The organism is Stenotrophomonas sp. YJH_SMC_130, assembly GCF_059369035.1.
Map to the genome: position 1 here is coordinate 321,307 of NZ_JCAFSH010000002.1, position 17,562 is coordinate 338,868.

Sequence of the window (17,562 nt, forward strand, 5' to 3'; positions counted from 1 at the left end):
GGAGGCCGCCATGACCGATTCCACCCAGACCCCCGACGTCCCCCTGCTCGACGCCGTGCAGGCCCGCCTGCTGGGCTGCCTGGTGGAGAAGGAGGCAACCACACCGGACACCTACCCGCTGACGGTCAATGCGGCCCAGTCGGCCGCCAACCAGAAGACCGCCCGCGAGCCGGTGATGAACGTCGACGCCGGCAGCGTGCAGCACGCGCTGCGCCAGCTGGAAGCACTGGGCCTGGCTCGCCAGCACTTCTCCTCGCGCGCCGACCGCTACGAGCACCGCCTGCAGGCCGCGCTGGACCTGACCCGGCAGCAGACCGTGCTGCTGGCGCTGCTGTTGCTGCGCGGTCCACAGACCCTGGGCGAGCTGGTGTCGCGCAGCGAGCGTCTGTACCGGTTCGCGGATATCGACGAAGCCCGCCACGCCATCGAGCGCCTGCAGCAGCGCGCGCTGCTGGTGGTGCTGCCGCGCGCCAGCGGCCAGCGCGAAGACCGCTACATGCACCTGCTGTGCGGTGAAGTGGATGGTGCCGCGCTGGCGGCCAAGTATGCCAGCAGTGGCGGTGGCAGCAGCGATGCGGCCGATCCGGGCCTGGCCGAGCGCGTGGCCCAGCTGGAAACGGCCGTGGCCGAGCTGCAGGCGCAGCTGGCAGAACTGCGCGGTTGAGGGGGTGGGTGCCGACCAACGGTCGGCACTGCATCTGAATCGTGCCGACCAACGGTCGGCACCTACCAACATCAGGGGTCAGACCTGCGCCGCACCCAGCGTGGCATACAGCCGGCTCGGGCTGTCCACGCCCGGCAGCTGGATCACTCCGCGCTCCTGCATGCCCAGGCCCAGCAGGATCTTCCCGGACACCACGTTGTCCAGATCGGTAATGCCATACAGATCCTGCAGGCCCAGCGCTCCGCGTGCATGCGCGAACACCGCACGCGCCGCCTCACCGACGTAGCCTTGCCCGGCAAATTCCGAGAGCACCGCATAGCCGATGTCCGGCCCCGGCAGGCCATCACGCCGCACCAGCCCGGCATTGCCCAGCCACGCGCCATCGGACAAGCGCTCGATGGCATACATGCCGAACCCGTTCAACGCATAGCTGTGCAGCACCCGCAGCGCGATGTACTCCCGCGCCTGCTCCTCGCTGTGCACGTTGCGGTCGCCGATGAAGCGCACGAAGCCTGGATCATTGAGCAATACCAGCATCGGCGCAGCATCCCGGTCTGGTTCCAGGCGGCGCAGCCGCAGGCGTTCGCTTTCGATGGGATGCATGGGTGGGCTCCGGAAGGAATACCTCGATTTTGCAACGCCAGCGCCCGCCGTGCAGCACGCTCAGGCCAAGTGGGCCACTACGATGCCCAGCCTAGCCACATGCCCCGTCACGCGGGCCGAACAGGATCGGCCAGTAGCGCACGCACAGGCGATGGACGCATGCGGCGATCAGGCAGAACCCCATGCCCATCAGCGCCAACAGCAGCGGTGCGCCCCAGCGCAATCCCGGGTGCTGGATACGAGCCTTGGAAGGCATGCCGCCGGGATACAGCACCTGTACCTGTTCGCCGACCACGTACAGTGGTGCCCCGGTAGCAAAGGACGCGGTGAACTGAATCATCTGCCCCTGTGCGGTCTGGAACCTCACCACCGGGCGATGCAGGGTGATGTCATGTGCGGGCATCCCCTCCATTTCCGACCGGGCATCCTCTGCCTGGACGGCCACCACCGTTCCGGTTACGGAAACGGCCTTGCGCGCGAAACGCTGGACGTCCACGAACAGCCAGGCGGCGGCCAGAAGGATCAGCAGGCCCACGGCAAAGAAAAACAGCAAAAAAACATCTGAGGAGGGTGGGCATGGTGCTGCCGGGTTGATCGATCAGCGTGCAGGTGCCGGCGCTGATCGAATGAAGGAGGTATCGACATGGTAGTAGCGCGGATTGCCCGGCATGACATGGACATCCAGTTCACGCCCACTCACCTGTGCACGGGGATCGGCCCAGAGATACGCACTGTGGAAGACATGCCATCGAGTGGTTTCAGGATCGCGCCAGGCGCAGACGATGACGAACGGATGCCTTCCCCCCGAAAATACTCCGCGATCGCGCTTGATCGCCCGGACCTTGGCTTGCACCCGTGTCCCGTGGCGAAGGAGCTGCCTGCGCCGCCATGCCCTCGCCGCCTGCGGCAGGTGCATAAATCCCACCGCCAGCAGGAATGGGCCGCCGCCCAATCCCAGTATGACGCTCAGGCCCCAGGGTGATGAGAGCGAACGCACCAGGGCCTTGTCCGGGCGGTCCGGCAGGTACAGCACATCTACATGATCGCCCGTCATGTAGGCACGATGGCGGGTACGACCTGCGAAGAACCGCATCACTTGCCCGCTGCTGGTAGTGAAGTCCACCCAGTACAGGAACTTCACCCCTGAAGTGCGCGAACCACCGCGATCAACGCTGACGGCATCCACATGGGTGATCCTGCCATCGGCAATGACCGCCGCATCGAGGAAGCGCCTGGCCCCAACGTAGGCCAGAAGCGCTGAAACAAGCAGGACCACGCCCAGCCCGAGGAAGGTACGGGTGAGAACAGGATGGATGTCGTTGGACACGATGAAGGACACGGCGCGCACTTCGGGTGCGCTCACACTAGGTCTTAACCCGATGCAGGCTCAAGGCCAGAAGCGTCAATCGGACGGATTGGAATACCACTTTAGTGGCTTTTCGATCCTCAATCGAACAGCGCCTCGATCGCGGCCAACCCCGCCGTCGCGCGCTCCTTCTTCCGCGCTGCATCGGCCACCGGGTCAGCACCGTCGCGCTGGATCTCCTCGGCCGGGATCTCATCGAAGAACCGGCTCGGCTTCAGCCGCACATGCTCGCCGAACTTGCGCGTGAGCTTGCTGTAACTCATCCACAGCTGGATCTTGGCGCGGGTGATGCCCACGTACAGCAGGCGCCGTTCTTCCTGCAGGTTGCCCTCGTCCAGGCTGACCTGGTGCGGCAGCACGCCGTCCTCGCAGCCGACGATGAACACGTACGGGAATTCCAGGCCCTTGGAAGCGTGCAGGGTCATCATGCGCACCTGGTTGCCGCCCTCGTCCTTGTCGCTGCGCGACAGCAGCGCCAGCTGGCCGGCCAGGTCGGCGGCGGTTGCACCGCGCGGGCCGCCCTCGAACCACTGCGCCAGTTCCTCGATGTTGTTGGCGCGACGCTGGTAGCTGGCCTCTTCCTTGGCCTGCTGGCGCAGCTCGCTCAGCAACCCCGATTCCTTGGCCACCTTGCGGATCATGTCGCCGGACGTCACCTGGCGCATCTGTGCACGCAGGTCGCGCAGGATGTCGGTGAACCGCGCCAGGCTGTTGGCCGCGCGCGGTGGGAGCTGCTGCAGGGCACCGATGGTTTCGGCCACATGCGCCATCGGCATGTCCTTTTCCTGGGCCAGCTCGGCCAGCTTGGCCAGCGTGCCGGCACCGACGTCGCGCTTGGGCGACTGCACCGCACGCATGAACGCGGTGTCATCGTCCGGGTTCACCAGCAGCCGCAGCCAGGCCAGCGTGTCCTTCACTTCCTGGCGTTCCAGGAACATCGTGCCGCCGGTCAGGTGGTAGGGGATGCGCAGCAGCTGCATCGCCTTTTCCAGCGGCCGCGACTGGAAGTTGCCGCGGAACAGGATGCAGAAGTCACTCCACGGCACGTTGCGCGACTGCGCCACGAAGGCGATCTCGGCGGCCACCTTTTCCGCCTCGTGTTCGCTGTTGCGGCATTCCCAGACCCGGATGCGCTCACCGTCGGCCTGGTCGCTCCACAGCTTCTTCAGGTGCTCGTGCGGGTTGTTGGCGATCAGCGCATTGGCTGCGCGCAGCACGCGGTTGGAGCAGCGGTAGTTCTGCTCGAGCTTGATGATTTCCAGCGTGGGGTAGTCACGCCCCATCTGCTGCAGGTTCTCCGGGTTGGCGCCACGCCAGGCGTAGATCGACTGGTCATCGTCACCCACGCAGGTGAAATTGCCCTTCTCACCAGCCAGCTGCTTGAGCAGGCGGTATTGCGCGTCGTTGGTGTCCTGGCATTCGTCCACCAGCAGGTAGCCGATGCGCTCGCGCCAGGCCAGGGCGATCTCGGGGTTCTCTTCCAGGATCTGCACTGGCAGGCGGATCAGGTCATCGAAATCGACCGCATTGAACGCGGTCAGCCGCAGCTGGTAACGCTCGTAGACGCTGGCCGCTTCCTTCTCGCGGTTGCTGCGTGCGGCGGCCATCGCCTGCTCGGGCGACAGCCCGGCGTTCTTCGCGCGCGACACCAGGTTCTTCATGTCCTCGATGTCATCGGGCTTGGCGCCGTGCATCAGGTCCTTGATCTGCGCGGCGGCATCATCGGCATCGAAGATGGAGAAGCCGCGCTTCAGGCCCACGGCGGCATGTTCGATCTGCAGGAACTTCAGGCCCAGCGCATGGAAGGTGCAGATGGTCACCTCGTCAGCGTCCTGCTCGCGCAGGCGCTTGGCCACGCGCTCGCGCATTTCCTTGGCCGATTTGTTGGTGAAGGTGATCGCCGCGATGCGGCGCGCCGGATAGCGGGCACTGCCGATCAGGTGGGCGATCTTCTCCACGATCACCCGCGTCTTGCCGCTGCCGGCGCCGGCGAGCACCAGCAAGGGGCCTTCGATGTGCAGGACGGCGGCGGCTTGGGGGGGATTGAGACCGTGCATGGGGACAGGATTGTAGCGGGGTGCCGGCGGGCCGACCTGACTTGCATGACACCTGGCCGTAAGGTATTGAGTCGACACCGGAACACAGGAGCGTGGTCCATGTCCTTGAACATCATCGCCCGCCCGCTGGTGGCTACCCTGCTGGGCCTGCTGGCCGTGCCTGCGGCCGGGTCCGGCCCGCCGCCGCGCACGGATGCCTATGAAGCGATCGTGCTGCAGTCGCACGAGTTCCTCGTCTACCATCCGGACCTGCGCTTCCGTGGGCTCGGCATGCAGGCCCGCGAACGGGGCCGCCACGAAGAAGCCCGCAACGACTTCCGCAATGCCGCGCGCTACGGCGACAAGCTGTCACAGGCAGCGCTGGCCGACATGCTCTGGAACGGGCAAGGCGGTCCGGCCGACCGCGCCCTGGGCTATGCATGGATGGACCTGGCGGCCGAGCGCGGCACCGAGTGGCTGGTGGTACAGCGCGAACGCTTCTGGGAGGCGCTGTCCGCCGACGAGCGCGAGCGCGCGGTGCGCGAGGGCCGCGCGCTGTATGCCGAGTTCGGCGATCCGGCCGCGACGCCGCGGCTGGAACGTGAACTGCGGGCCGGCAGCATGCGGCAGACCGGCAGCCGCGCCGGCTGGAACGGCGCCATGCGCAGCCAGGGCCGTGGCGATGCGGGGGCCCGTGTGCTGCAACCGGAAAAGCACCAGTTGGCGCGCTACTGGGACCCGGTGGCCTACCGGCAATGGCAGGACGAGGAGCTGGCCAGATCGGGGCAATGAGCCACGCCTGCCAGGCCATCGTTGCCTCGGCGCTGCTGGCACCGGGGTACGCGACAGCCGGCACGTGATCGCCCGGCCACGGCCGATCCGCGACGGCGGGCCGGGTGGCGACTAGAATTGGCCGATGGCCAAGCTCTACTTCTACTACTCGGCGATGAACGCCGGCAAGACCACCACCCTGCTGCAGAGCGCGCACAACTACCGCGAGCGCGGCATGCGGGTGGCGATCCTGACTCCACGCCTGGACGACCGTGCCGGCGCCGGCGTGGTCGCCTCGCGGATCGGCCTGCGCGCTGACGGCATGGCCTTCGACCGCGATACCGACCTGCAGCGCTGGGTGGAGCAGGATCTGGCAGCCAACGGCCCGATGGGCTGCGTGCTGGTGGACGAGGCGCAGTTCCTGACCCGCGCCCAGGTCTGGCAGCTCAGCGAGGTCGTCGACCAGCTGCGCATTCCGGTGCTGTGCTACGGCCTGCGTACCGACTTCCGCGGCGAGCTGTTCGAAGGCAGCCAGTACCTGCTGGCCTGGGCCGACGAGATGCAGGAAATCAAGACCATCTGCCACAGCGGCAAGAAGGCGACGATGACCGTGCGCGTGGACGAGCACGGCCACGCCGTGCAGGACGGCCCGCAGGTGGAGATCGGTGGCAACGACCGCTACGTATCGGTCAGCCGCGCGGAGTTCAAGAAGATCACGCGCGGTGAAGGGCGGATCGACCCGGCGCAGGCGCCCCTGCCGCTGTAAGGGGTGTTCTTTTGCAGGGCTTGCAGCCCTGCACCTGCTCAACGCAACGGCAACGGCCAAAGCCAAAGCGGCATTCCGCGGGATGGCGGGGCGGTGTGGGTGGGCAGGACACGCCGTAAACCCGTCCCTGGGGGCTCGATGGCGCCATCCATGGCGCCAACGGTCCTGCCCACCCACACCGCCCCACCTCTGACAGTTTCACGCGGCTGTTGGTGGGTGCCGACCGTTGGTCGGCACATCTGTCAGATATCGAAATTCATCTATCGAAATTCATCTGGGGTCAGAGCCCGTTGCGCAGCAACGGGATCCGACCCCGTGCTCCGACAGATCGCGGCGATCTGTCGAAGGCGGGGTGGGTCCGGTTGAGGGGGCGTGAGCGCCATGGATGGCGCGACCGAGGCTACATGGACGTATTTACGCCGCCCCCCTCAACCGGACCCACCCCGCCATCCCACGGAATGCCCGCTTTTGACGTTGACGTTGACGTCAGCAGGTGCAGGGCTGCAAGCCCTGCCCCCCCCTCTTAGTACAGCGTGCGCTCCGGCGCACCGGCCGGCGGCGGGGTGTACTGGTACAGCCAGGTCTCGGTGAGGGTCTTGCCACCACTGCGCAGGAACAGGCGGATGTCGATCTGCTCGGTACTGCCTTCCGGCGGCACCAGGTCGAACATCGCGCGGTAGCCGTTGATCTCGCGAAGCGGGCGCGCCGACACGATCTCGACCCGGCCACGGCTGGCTTCCACCACCGCTTCGACCTCGGCCTTGTCGATCAGCCTGGCCAGTTCGCCACCTTCGAAGTCCACCGCGAAGCGCCAGCTGAAGTACTCGCGCTTCTTGCCGACCACACCGCCCAGGCCGGTGCGGCTGGCCACGCAGTGCGCCAGCGGCGGGCGCGCCGGCGGTTCGGCGCCCCAGTACAAGCGGTAACCGACCAGCAGCTCCTGGCCCGGCTGTGGCTTTTCCTTCGGGTTCCAGAACGCCACGATGTTGTCGAACGTCTCGTCCACGGTGGGAATCTCCACCAGCTGCACCGAGCCTTCGCCCCATTCGCCCTTCGGCTCCACCCACAGGCACGGGCGCTTCTCGTAGAACACGCCGTCGTCCTGGTAATGGTCGAAATTGCGGTCGCGCTGCAGCAGGCCGAAGCCGCGCGGGTTGCGGTCCACGAACATGTTGAAACGCAGGTTGCGCGGGTTCAGCAGCGGCCGCCAGATCCACTCGCCGGCACCGGTCCACAGCGACAGGCCATCGGTATCGTGGATCTCCGGGCGCCAGTCCCATGCCATGCGACGGTCGTTCTCACCCACCTGGTACATGCTGGTGCACGGGGCGATGCCCAACCGCTCGATCGCCTTGCGCGGGTACAGCGCGCTGTCGATGTCCATCAGCAGCACGTCGCCATTGGTGATCGCGAAGCGATAGGCACCGGCCACGCTGGGCGAATCCAGCAGGCCATAGACCACGATCGTGTCCGAATCGGCCGACGGCTGCTCCAGGTAGTAGGCGATGAAGTCCGGGAATTCCTCCGGCTTGCCCATGCCGGTATCGATCGCCAGCCCACGCGCCGACTGGCCGTACTGGCCCTCCTTGCCAACGGCGCGGAAGTAGCTGGCGCCGAGGAAGGCGGCGAAGTCGCGGTCGGTGTCCTTGCGGGTGTTGAGGCGGAAGCCAGCGAAACCCAGATCGGCCGGCAGCTCGCCATCCTTGATGCCGCTCTTGCCGTAGTTGAACGCCGCGCCGTCATACGCCAGTTCCTGCGCCTTGCCGTCGACCACGTCGAACATGCGCACCGGCGAATGGAAGTACAGGCCCAGGTGGAAAAACTTGGCCTGGAACTTGCCGGGCTGGTCGGCCCACAGCGCATGGTCCTGGCGGTAGCCGATCGACTGGTACTGGTCCCAGTCGAGGCCTTCCAGGCGGCCCGGCAACACCCGCTTGTGGCTCTTGTAGGGCGCCTGTGCCAGCGCGCGCGCCTGGCCCTTCAGGGTGGCGAAGTCGAACGGCTGCGGTTGGCCGAGGCGGCGCAGGCCCATCTGACCGCTCCTGCTGGCCGCGCACGCGGGCAGGGACGGCAGGCCGAATGCAGCCAGGGCGAGGGAGGCATTGCGGATGAAGTCGCGTCGTTGCATGCAGGCGCGTCAGGCACAGAAGGAAGGTCGGCCATGATAGGCAGACAAACGTTAACGGGCAGCGGAGACGCGCCCTGCCCGTTCAGCTGCCGCTGGTCGCCGGCTCAGCGCTGGCAGTGGCTGCACCAGACGCTGGCGCGCTGGCCGATGGTGGCGTGCTTCAGCGCGCGCCCGCAGTTCGGGCACGGCAGCCCGTCGCGGCCATACACCAGCAGCTCCTGCTCGAAGTAGCCCGGCGCACCATCGGGGCTGATGAAATCGCGCAGGGTGGTGCCGCCGCGGGTGATGGCGTAGCCCAGGATCTCCTTCACCGCGTCGGCCAGCCGCTGGTAGCGTTCTCGCGAGATCTTTCCTGCCTCGCGCAGCGGACTGATGCCGGCCTTGAACAGGCTCTCGGCGGCGTAGATGTTGCCCACGCCCACCACCACCGCCTGGTCCATCAGGAAGGTCTTCACCGGCGCGCTGCGGCCCCGGCTGCGGTCGAACAGGTAGTCGCCGTCGAACGCGTCGTCCAGTGGCTCCGGGCCCAGCCCCTGCAGCAGCGGGTGGATCTCCCCAGCCGGCTGCCAGAGCAGGCTGCCGAAGCGGCGCGGGTCGTTGAAGCGCAGCAGGCGGCCGTTGTCCAGGCTGATGTCGACGTGGTCGTGCGCCCGCAGCGGGGTATCACCGGGCAGCACGCGCAGGCTGCCGGACATGCCCAGGTGCAGCACGGCGCTGCCGATGGCGGTATCCAGCAGCAGGTACTTGGCGCGCCGGCGGATGTCCTCGATGCGCTGCCCCGGCAGCAGCTCGGCCACTTCCGGTGGAATCGGCCAGCGCAGGTCGGCGCGGCGCAGGATCACGCCATGCACGCGCCGGCCCTGCAGGTGCGGCGCCAGGCCGCGGCGGGTGGTTTCGACTTCGGGCAGTTCAGGCATGGTGCGATTCTACGCCCGCTCAACGCGGCGGCGCGGACAGCTCGCGCGCATCCAGGAAGCCATCACCGTTGGCATCCTGCTTATGAAAGCGCTGCACGATCACCTGCCGCTGCTGCTCGCGGCGGATTGCCCTGCCCTTGCCGCCGGGCAGCTCGTCGGCGCTCAGCACGCCATCACCATTGCGGTCCATGCGGTCGAAGGCATACAGCATCCACTGCACGTACTCGGCCTCGCTGACCCTGCCGTCGCCATCGCTGTCCATCCGCTGCAGATAGCTGGCGGTGTCGGTGACCTGGGCCAGCGCCGCACCCGGCAGCAGCGCCGCCAGCAGAAGCCCGTACCCTGCCCTCACGCGCCCACCAGACTGTAGCCCTTCAAGCGTGCGGCGTAGGCCTGCAACGCCGCGATACCGCTTTCCTCGGCCTCGCGGCACCACGCCTGCAGCTGATGCAGGCGCTCGGCGGCGTCGTGGCCACGGGCTTCCAGCAGCGCAGCCAGTCGCCCGCGGTACTCGACCAGGGTGCGGATGCGCGGCCGCTGCGCCACCCATGCGCTGAGCTGGGCGCGGCTGTCCGGCTTCAGCCAGCGGCCATCGTTGACCAGGCCACGGCGCAACCGGCGTGGCAGCAGGCGGCGCAGCTTGGCCCCGGCCTGCGCGGCCTCCTCGCGCAGGGCCGGCATGAACACGTTGCGCTGGTAATCGGTCATCGCCTGGAAGCGGTGCGACAGCAGCGCCTTCAGCGTTTCGGCATCGGGCACGGCGATGTTCGGGCGCACGTCCATGGCCGGTGCCACCCGCAGCACCCTGGCCAGGTGCAGCGCCTGCAGCAGGCGGATCGCACTCCAGCCGATGTCGAACTCCCAGCGCCGCATCGCGAAGCGCGCCGAACTGGGGAAGGCATGGTGGTTGTTGTGCAGCTCCTCGCCACCGATCCAGAACCCCCACGGCGTGAGATTGGTGGAGGTATCGGCCGACTCGTAGTTGCGGTACCCCCACCAGTGGCCCAGGCCATTGACCACGCCCGCCGCCCAGAACGGGATCCACGCCATCTGGATCGCCCACAGCGCCACGCCGGGCAGGCCGAACAGCACGCCGTTGATCGCCAGCAGCACTACCGGCCCCAGCGTGGCGTGCGGGGTATACAGGTGGCGCTCGATCGCGTCGTCCGGCGTGCCGCGCCCGTACTGCTCGATGTCCGCGCGCATGCCGCGCGCTTCGCGGTACAGCTCCACGCCATGCCAGAACACCTTGCCGATGCCGCGGGTGACCGGGCTGTGCGGATCGTCCTCGGTCTCCACCTTGGCGTGGTGCTTGCGATGGATGGCCACCCACTCGCGGGTGATCATCGACGTGGTCAGCCACAGCCAGAAGCGGAACACGTGCGCCAGCGCCGGATGGAAATCGACCCCGCGATGGGCCTGGCTGCGGTGCAGGTACAGGGTTACCGAGAAGATGGTGATCTGGGTGAAGACCAGCAGCACGCCCAACATGGCCCACCAGCCGAGGCCGAGCACACCACCGGTCAACAGGGACATCAGGGCATCAGACATGGCAGCTCTCCGGATCGACGCGGGGATGGCAGACATGATGGGCGCTTGCGTTGCAAACTGCATCCCTGCGGCGATGTATCGCATCGCCATCCGTGGCACCGTTCACAGTTGGGGACCTGAGTTGTCGAGCCTTGATCCACGCGCCAGCACCATGACTGCCGCCCCGCCCGTTGCGGAGCTGCCCCCCTTGATCGAACTGGACCGCGCCACCGTGGTGCGCGGCCAGGTGAAGGTGCTGCACGGGCTCAGCCTGCGCATCGCACAGGGCCAGCACACCGCCCTGCTCGGCCCCAACGGCTGCGGCAAGTCGACCTTCATCAAGCTGATCACCCGCGAGCTGTACCCGCTGGCGCAGGTCGACGGCTCCGTGGCGGTAAGGGTGCTGGGGCAGAACCGCTGGCAGGTGGACCGGCTGCGATCGCAGCTGGGCATCGTCACCGGCGATCTCAGCAGCAACCTGGCCGACATGCCGGGCCTGACCGTGGAACAGGCAGTGCTGTCCGGCTTCTTCGCCAGCTACGTGGTGCCGGCCTTCCGCGAAGTGACCGCCGATATGCGCGCACGCGTGGGCGAGACACTGGCGATGACCGGCGCCCTGTCCCTGCGCGACCGCGCCTACGCCGAGTTGTCCGCTGGCGAGACCCGCCGCGTGCTGATCGCCCGCGCGCTGGTCAACCGGCCGCAGGCACTGCTGCTGGATGAACCCTCCACCGGGCTGGACCTGGTCGCCCGCGAGCAGCTGGTGGCGACCATGCGGGTGCTGGCGCAGCAGGGCATCACCCTGGTGCTGGTGACCCACCACATCGAAGAGATCATTCCCGAGATCGAGCGCGTGGTACTGCTGCGCGATGGCCGCGTGCTGGCCGACGGCACCCGCGCCGAGCTGCTGCGCAACGAACCGCTGTCGGCGGTGTTCGGCGGCGCGATCACCGTCTGCGAGCAGGAAGGCCGGCTGACCGCATACGCGGGGTGATCGGCATGCCGTTGTAGAGCCGAGCCGATGCTCGGCTGCTCCTGATCACGACAAGCAGCAGCCGAGCATCGGCTCGGCTCTACAGGATGCAATGCAGCGGGCCGGATATCCCGGCCCGCCACCGTCGTGCTCAGAACCGCAACGCCAGCGCGCGCGACTCGATCGGTGCCATCCGGCTCTGGTCCTGCAGCTGCAGGTCGCGCAGCTCGTACGGTGCGCCAAAACCGGCCGGCAACGCGGCCTGGCCGAACGGCAGCACCAGCTGGCCGGCGCCTGGGCCATCGAACCACGCGGCTGCATGTGCCTGCGCGACCGGCTTCATCCGGCCATCGCGGGCCGTGGCATACAGCGTGCCGCGTGCCTCGTAGCGGCCTGCCGCAGCCACCTGCAGCGGCAGCGCCACCTGGCGGCTGGACGGGTCCGGTGCTGCCTGGCCGCTGAAACGCGCGGTCGGCCGTGCCACCGCGAAGGCCACCTTGCCATCGCGCAGCACGCCATCGGCCTGGGCGAACACCTGCAGCTCCCACAGCCCCTGCACGGTGCCGACGTCGGTCGGGATCCGCACCTGCGCGCGCAGGCTGCCATCGGTGGTGCGCAGCAGACGCTGCGGCCAACTGCGGCCATCCGGTGCGACCAGCAGGGCTTCACCCCCCAGGCCGCCACGACGCGATGCCAGCTGCGCGGTGGTGGCGCCGTCTTCCAGCAGGCGTGCCTGCAGCTGCACGTTGCCACCGGCCAGCACCTGCGCCTGGTTGGCCTGCACCTCCAGCCGCAGCGGGCTGTTCGGCTCCAGCACCTGCACCACATAGCGGCCCTGCGCCTGCGTGCTCTGCAGGGTGTACGCACCGGCGGCACTGGTCGCGCCGGTGCGCAGCATGCTGCTGCCATCACTCACCGGCATGCCGGCATCCTGCAGCGCGCGCGCATCGACACTGCGGGCCACGCTGCTGCGGCCAGCCGGGTCGCGCACCTGCAGGGTGTTGGCCGGCAGCGCGCGGGCTCCTGCGGCCGGACTCAGCTGGATCACCGCATCCGGCGCCGTCAGCGGCAGGTCCAGGCCGCGCTGCAGCTGCGTGCCATCGACCTGCTGCCAGTAACTGCGGCTGACCGAGGCATATGGCGTGGCCGCCTGCAGCGGCTGTGCCGGGTCCAGCGCCCAGGCAAACGACAACGGCGCGTGTTCGCTTTCATCGGCAGGCAGCGGCGCGGCCACCAATGCGGCAGGCACCTGGTCGCCCGCGCGGGCCGCCTGCAGAGGCTGCGCGGCCTGCGCGGCGGAAAGGGACAGTACTGCCAGCACCGCACTGGCCAGCAGGGTGGAATGGGTCGTCATGGTCATCTCCCTCACTGGGTCAGGTCGTTGCGCAGCAGGGTGCCGAGGCCGAAGCACTCGCGCCGGCTCTGGTTGTGGCTGAGCGGTTCTGCGCCCTGGGTGCGCGCTTTGTCGGTGAACCAGGTGGTGCCGGCCGCCTTCTGGCTGCTGCACTCCAGGAAGCCATCGGAGCAGGACGACAACCAGTTCTGGGTGAACTCCAGGCCGACGTTGGCGGCATAGCCACCGCAGTAGCTGTTGCTGTCCCACACCGCCGATTCCACGTCACTGCCGACCACCGCGCGGAACGGCTTGGGCAGCGCCGGGCGACCGGCCGTGCCGTACAGGTTCTGCGCGTTGTAGGTGGCCATGCTGGCCACCTGCTGCTGGCGTACCGCGTCGTTCTTGTAGCCCAGCAGCCAGCCCAGCGAGGTTTCGAAGGTATTGCCGTTGAGCACCGCATCGGCCAGTGGCGTGCCCGCCGAAGACGGTGCCAGTGCGTTGACCTTGCGCACCGTGCGGATGATCTTCGGATAGCGGCTGTCGTAGGTCGGATTGGACAGGATCCAGCGCATCACGTTGCCGCCGTTGGAGTGGGTGATCACCACCAGCTGGGTGATGCCACGGCTGTCGATGAAGCTGGTCAGCTGGTTGGCCAGGCAGCCGGCCGCTTCCGGTTTCCACATGTACTGGGTGAAGTCACAGTTGATGACGACGTAGTTGCTGCTGTTGGGCAGGCCCTGGCGCACGGTGTCGATGATCGCCGGCTGCCAGTAGTCCTGGGTGGCATTGGTCTGCGCGCCGGTGCCATGCACGAAGGCCACGCCGACCACATCGGCGGCCTGCGCCGGGGCGGTTGCCAGCCCGAGGAGCAGGGCCAGGACGGTACTTCCTGTTGCGGTGCTGCGCATCGCTTCTCTCCCTCTGTCTTCGGATCCCCCCGACCCGGCTGGAACTGGACGGCATCTCGACCACCGTTGTGTCGATGCTCGCGGTGCAGGCGCGTGAAAGTCCGTGCGCTGCGCCCGGATTCAGCAGACTGGCACGCTTCGATGACGTTCTTCCTTCATCTCCTGTGATGACCATGCCGGGTCTGGCCGTATGACCGATGGCCACTGCGGTGCCGCATACGGGCTGCGATCATGACGCGGTGTTTTTCCTCCGGAGCCCGTCCATGTCGCTGATTTCCCACCCCGCCCGCCCGCTGCTCGGCCTCGCCGTTGCCGTGGCCCTGGCCGGCTGTGCTGCCACGGCCACCAAACCGACCGCCGTCGAAGCCAACATCACCACCAAGGCCGTGGGCTATCTGGACAAGAGCGCTGTTCCGGCCAGCCTCGATCTGGTGCCGGCACCGCCGGTGGCCGGTTCGGCCGCCCTCGCCCTGGACGAACAGGTCAGCCGTGAAGCCCGCGCGCTGCGTGGCAGCCCGCGCTTCGCCCAGGCCGGCGTCGATGCGGAACTCGGCTTCCCCGAAGGTGCAAACCACTTCTCCTGCGCCGCCGACATCGACGTCGATGCGGTGAAGACTCCGGCGCTGTATCGACTGCTGGAGCGCAGCCGGATCGACGCCAGCGCCGCCACCAAGGCGGCCAAGAACCACTACCAGCGCCCGCGCCCGTTCATGGTCAACGGTGAGCCGACCTGCTCGCCGAAGGACGAGGACGGCCTGCGCAGGAATGGTTCCTACCCGTCCGGCCACACTTCGATCGGTTGGGCCTGGGCACTGATCCTGTCGGAGATCGCGCCGGACCGCGCCGATGCCATCCAGGCCCGCGGCCGCAACTACGGCGAGAGCCGCCTGGTGTGCAACGTGCACTGGCAGAGCGACATCCTCGAAGGCCGCTTCATGGGCGCCGCCGCCGTGGCCCGCCTGCACGACAACGCGGCGTTCAACAAGGACCTGCTGGCCGCACGCAAGGAGATCGAGGCGGCGCGCAAGGCCGGTCGGCACTCCAGCCGCGACTGCGCCACCGAGAATGCGGTGCTGAAGGTGCGCCCGCAGAGCGCGCTGTAAGCCATGCCTCTGTAGAGCCGAGCCATGCTCGGCTCATGGCAGTCGAGCATGGCTCGACTCTACAGAAAGCAGGAAACAGAAGGGCCGGCATTGCGCCGGCCCTTCTTCATTGCACTACCGCAGCCACCGCATCAGAACTTCGCGGTGAACTCCACGCCCCATGTGCGCGGCTCGTTGAGGAAGCCGGTCAGGTTGTTGAAGTCGATCGCACCGACCACGCGGGTCTGGTTGGTCAGGTTGCGGCCGAACACCGCCACGTCGTACTGGCCATAACCCCAGTTGTAGCCCAGGCGCAGGCCGCCTTCCAGCGAACTACGGCCGCGGAATTCCGGCGACTCGTAGATGAAGAAGTTCACCGCACTGCGGTAGGCCCAGTCGGTGTAGGCGTACAGCTCGCTGCCATCGCTGAGCGGGAAGCCCACGCGCAGGGTCGCGTTGTGGATCCACTTCGGCGCCTGCGGCAGCGGGTTGCCGTTCACCAGCGCGTAGGTCTGGCCGTTGATCACCGTGGTCGGGTCGGTGATGGTGCAGCCGCCGCCACAGATCGCCACCGCCAGGTTCTTGTCCTTGATCTCGGTGTCGTTGTAGCTGCTGCCAAAGGTCAGCAGGACGTTGTCGGCCAGGTAGGCCTCCAGGTCCAGCTCGACGCCCTGGCCGATGGTCTTGTCGGCGTTGAGCAGGGTGGCGGTGTTGTTGGAACCGCCCACGGCGATCAGCTGCTGGCCATCGACGTCGTAGCGGAACACGCTCAGGCCCAGGCGCGCGCGGCGCTCGAACAGATCGGCCTTGATGCCGGCCTCGTACGAGATGACCTTCTCCGAATCGGCCTGCGACAGACCCGGCGCAAAGGCCAGGCGGCCCTGGATCGACGGCGCGCGGAAACCCTTGGCCACGCGGGCGTAGGCGTTGATGTCGTCGGTCAGCTTGTAGACGCCGCTCAGGTCCCAGCTGACGTCGTTGACGTCGGTGTTGGCCAGGTACGGGCCACTGACCGGGGTGCCGAACGGAACCGCCTGCAGCACGCTGGCGCTGAAGTCCTTCTTGTCCTGGGTGTAGCGCACGCCGGCACGCAGCTTGAAGCGGTCGGTGACGTCGAAGTCACCCGAAGCGAACACCGCCCAGGCCTTGTTGCGCTGGTTCTGCACCACATGGCCGGTCTGCGGATTACCCGGGGCCAGCGAGTCGTAGTTGAAGTTGTTGATGGTCACGTCTTCATCGAAGTAGAAGACGCCGGCCTGCCAGTCGAAGCGGCCCCACTCGTTGGACTCGACGCGCACTTCCTGCGTCCACTGGCGATGGTGCGGCAGGCCATCAGCCGACTCCGAGGAGAACGGAATCAGGCCCGGGCCGTAGTTGCCGGCCCCGAGGAAGGCCGCACCGTAGCCACCGTCGATGTCACCGCGGTTGAGCGATTCGGCGGTCTCGTAGCCGGTGATCGAGTGCAGGGTCACCGAGCCGAGGTTCCACTGCAGGCGCGCGCTGCCCCCCCAGGTCTCCAGGTCGGAGAAGTTGACGCCGTCGTTGGCCACCTTGTCGCGGTCGAAGTTCTCGACCAGCGAATTGCCACCCTTCTGGATGATGTTGGCGCGGAACAGGCGGGCGGTGCCGTTGAGCTTGCGCTTGTGCAGGTTGAACAGCGCTTCGAAGTCATCGCCTTCGTACAGGAACTGCACGCGGCCGGCGGCTTCGTCGTAGCCTTCGAAGCCACTGTTGGGAGCACCGACACGGGTGTTGTCGACCCAGTCGTCGCGGCGCTGGTAGATCGCCGAGACGCGTGCCGACCAGCGGTCGGTCAGCGGGCCGCCGTAGGCGCCCTGCACGTTCCAGCTGTTGTAGCTGCCATAGCCGACGCGGAGGTAGCCATCGGCATCCTGCGACGGACGCGCCGAGTCGAACTTGACCACGCCGGCCGGCGTGTTGCGGCCGAACAGGGTGCCCTGCGGGCCACGCAGCACTTCCACGTTGGCCAGGTCGAACAGCGGGAAGCCCTTCAGCAGCGGGCTTTCCTGCACGACGTCGTCGTATACCAGCGACACCGGCTGCGAGGCATTGAGATCGAAATCGGTGTTGCCCAGGCCGCGGATGTAGAAGCGCGGGAAGGCACGGCCGTAGGACGACTCGATGTTGAGGCTGGGCACGCGTGCGGCCAGGAAGCGGATGTCATCGCCGGCCGAACCGAGTACATCCAGCTTCTCGCCCTGGATCGCGCTGACTGCGACCGGTACGTCCTTGGCGTTCTCGACACGGCGCTGCGCGGTGACCTGCAGGGTGTCGAGGGCAACCGGATCCTTGGCGGCAGGGGTTTCCTGGGCGGCGGCTGCCAACGGCAGCAGGGCGGAAAGAGCGGCAACGAGAGGGCGCGCGACCAGAGGGCGGCCACGGGAAGTGCGGGTCGGGGACATGGCGGTAGGCTGTGTTTGGAGGGGTGGTAAAACGGCGCTACCAGATAATTGTTGCAATA

16 protein-coding genes are annotated in these 17,562 nt (G+C 67.5%); 5 read left to right on the forward strand and 11 right to left on the reverse strand.

What is annotated here, in order from left to right; translation table 11 throughout:
* Positions 1-10 precede the first annotated feature (10 nt).
* Complete coding sequence (locus tag AC5P5V_RS05635) at positions 11-664, forward strand: YceH family protein (protein WP_061479929.1); 654 nt, start codon at positions 11-13, stop codon at positions 662-664.
* A gap of 78 nt (positions 665-742) precedes the next feature.
* Here the strand turns inward: AC5P5V_RS05635 and AC5P5V_RS05640 are convergent, their stop codons facing one another.
* The 4 genes from AC5P5V_RS05640 to rep form a co-directional block, all read right to left on the reverse strand.
* Complete coding sequence (locus AC5P5V_RS05640) at positions 743-1,267, reverse strand: GNAT family N-acetyltransferase (RefSeq protein ID WP_134967870.1); 525 nt, start codon at positions 1,265-1,267, stop codon at positions 743-745.
* Positions 1,268-1,358: 91 nt separating this feature from the next.
* On the reverse strand, positions 1,359-1,820 hold the full coding sequence (locus tag AC5P5V_RS05645; RefSeq protein ID WP_181357850.1) for a DUF3592 domain-containing protein: 462 nt from the start codon (positions 1,818-1,820) through the stop codon (positions 1,359-1,361).
* Between the two features lie 45 nt (positions 1,821-1,865).
* Positions 1,866-2,606 (reverse strand): DUF3592 domain-containing protein, encoded by a 741-nt coding sequence (locus AC5P5V_RS05650; protein WP_181357849.1) that lies wholly within the window; start codon positions 2,604-2,606, stop codon positions 1,866-1,868.
* Between the two features lie 107 nt (positions 2,607-2,713).
* Complete coding sequence (gene rep, locus AC5P5V_RS05655; protein ID WP_134967867.1) at positions 2,714-4,690, reverse strand: DNA helicase Rep; 1,977 nt, start codon at positions 4,688-4,690, stop codon at positions 2,714-2,716.
* Positions 4,691-4,789: 99 nt separating this feature from the next.
* Here rep and AC5P5V_RS05660 point away from each other — a divergent pair, with 99 nt between their 5' ends.
* Positions 4,790-5,461 carry an SEL1-like repeat protein gene (locus AC5P5V_RS05660; RefSeq protein ID WP_061479934.1) on the forward strand — a complete coding sequence of 224 codons (672 nt, stop codon included), beginning with the start codon at positions 4,790-4,792 and terminating at the stop codon, positions 5,459-5,461.
* 124 nt (positions 5,462-5,585) lie between these two features.
* Complete coding sequence (locus tag AC5P5V_RS05665) at positions 5,586-6,206, forward strand: thymidine kinase (protein ID WP_008264720.1); 621 nt, start codon at positions 5,586-5,588, stop codon at positions 6,204-6,206.
* A gap of 523 nt (positions 6,207-6,729) precedes the next feature.
* On the opposite strand, the gene AC5P5V_RS05670 is transcribed toward AC5P5V_RS05665, so the two are convergent.
* The 4 genes from AC5P5V_RS05670 to AC5P5V_RS05685 form a co-directional block, all read right to left on the reverse strand.
* A complete protein-coding gene (locus AC5P5V_RS05670; protein WP_134969404.1) occupies positions 6,730-8,334 on the reverse strand; it encodes an OpgD/OpgG family glucan biosynthesis protein in 1,605 nt (534 codons plus the stop codon).
* A 104-nt stretch (positions 8,335-8,438) separates the two neighbouring features.
* A complete protein-coding gene (gene mutM, locus AC5P5V_RS05675) occupies positions 8,439-9,251 on the reverse strand; it encodes a bifunctional DNA-formamidopyrimidine glycosylase/DNA-(apurinic or apyrimidinic site) lyase (protein ID WP_061480453.1) in 813 nt (270 codons plus the stop codon).
* Positions 9,252-9,270: 19 nt separating this feature from the next.
* On the reverse strand, positions 9,271-9,603 hold the full coding sequence (locus AC5P5V_RS05680; protein WP_005421108.1) for an EF-hand domain-containing protein: 333 nt from the start codon (positions 9,601-9,603) through the stop codon (positions 9,271-9,273).
* Complete coding sequence (locus AC5P5V_RS05685) at positions 9,600-10,802, reverse strand: DesA family fatty acid desaturase (protein ID WP_061480455.1); 1,203 nt, start codon at positions 10,800-10,802, stop codon at positions 9,600-9,602. The genes AC5P5V_RS05680 and AC5P5V_RS05685 overlap by 4 nt, the downstream gene beginning before the upstream one ends.
* Before the next feature lie 151 nt (positions 10,803-10,953).
* On the opposite strand from AC5P5V_RS05685, the gene AC5P5V_RS05690 reads away from it, so the two are divergent.
* On the forward strand, positions 10,954-11,775 hold the full coding sequence (locus AC5P5V_RS05690; protein ID WP_053496707.1) for an ABC transporter ATP-binding protein: 822 nt from the start codon (positions 10,954-10,956) through the stop codon (positions 11,773-11,775).
* A 130-nt stretch (positions 11,776-11,905) separates the two neighbouring features.
* On the opposite strand, the gene AC5P5V_RS05695 is transcribed toward AC5P5V_RS05690, so the two are convergent.
* Both AC5P5V_RS05695 and AC5P5V_RS05700 read right to left on the reverse strand, forming a co-directional pair.
* Positions 11,906-13,108, reverse strand: coding sequence for a DUF4785 domain-containing protein (locus AC5P5V_RS05695; RefSeq protein WP_061480470.1), 1,203 nt, complete (start codon positions 13,106-13,108; stop codon positions 11,906-11,908).
* Between the two features lie 11 nt (positions 13,109-13,119).
* Positions 13,120-13,998, reverse strand: a complete 879-nt coding sequence (locus tag AC5P5V_RS05700) for a hypothetical protein (protein WP_134969334.1) — start codon at positions 13,996-13,998, stop codon at positions 13,120-13,122.
* 263 nt (positions 13,999-14,261) lie between these two features.
* On the opposite strand from AC5P5V_RS05700, the gene AC5P5V_RS05705 reads away from it, so the two are divergent.
* On the forward strand, positions 14,262-15,101 hold the full coding sequence (locus AC5P5V_RS05705; protein ID WP_134969335.1) for an acid phosphatase: 840 nt from the start codon (positions 14,262-14,264) through the stop codon (positions 15,099-15,101).
* A 131-nt stretch (positions 15,102-15,232) separates the two neighbouring features.
* On the opposite strand, the gene AC5P5V_RS05710 is transcribed toward AC5P5V_RS05705, so the two are convergent.
* Positions 15,233-17,503, reverse strand: coding sequence for a TonB-dependent receptor (locus tag AC5P5V_RS05710; protein WP_061480457.1), 2,271 nt, complete (start codon positions 17,501-17,503; stop codon positions 15,233-15,235).
* Positions 17,504-17,562 lie beyond the last annotated feature (59 nt).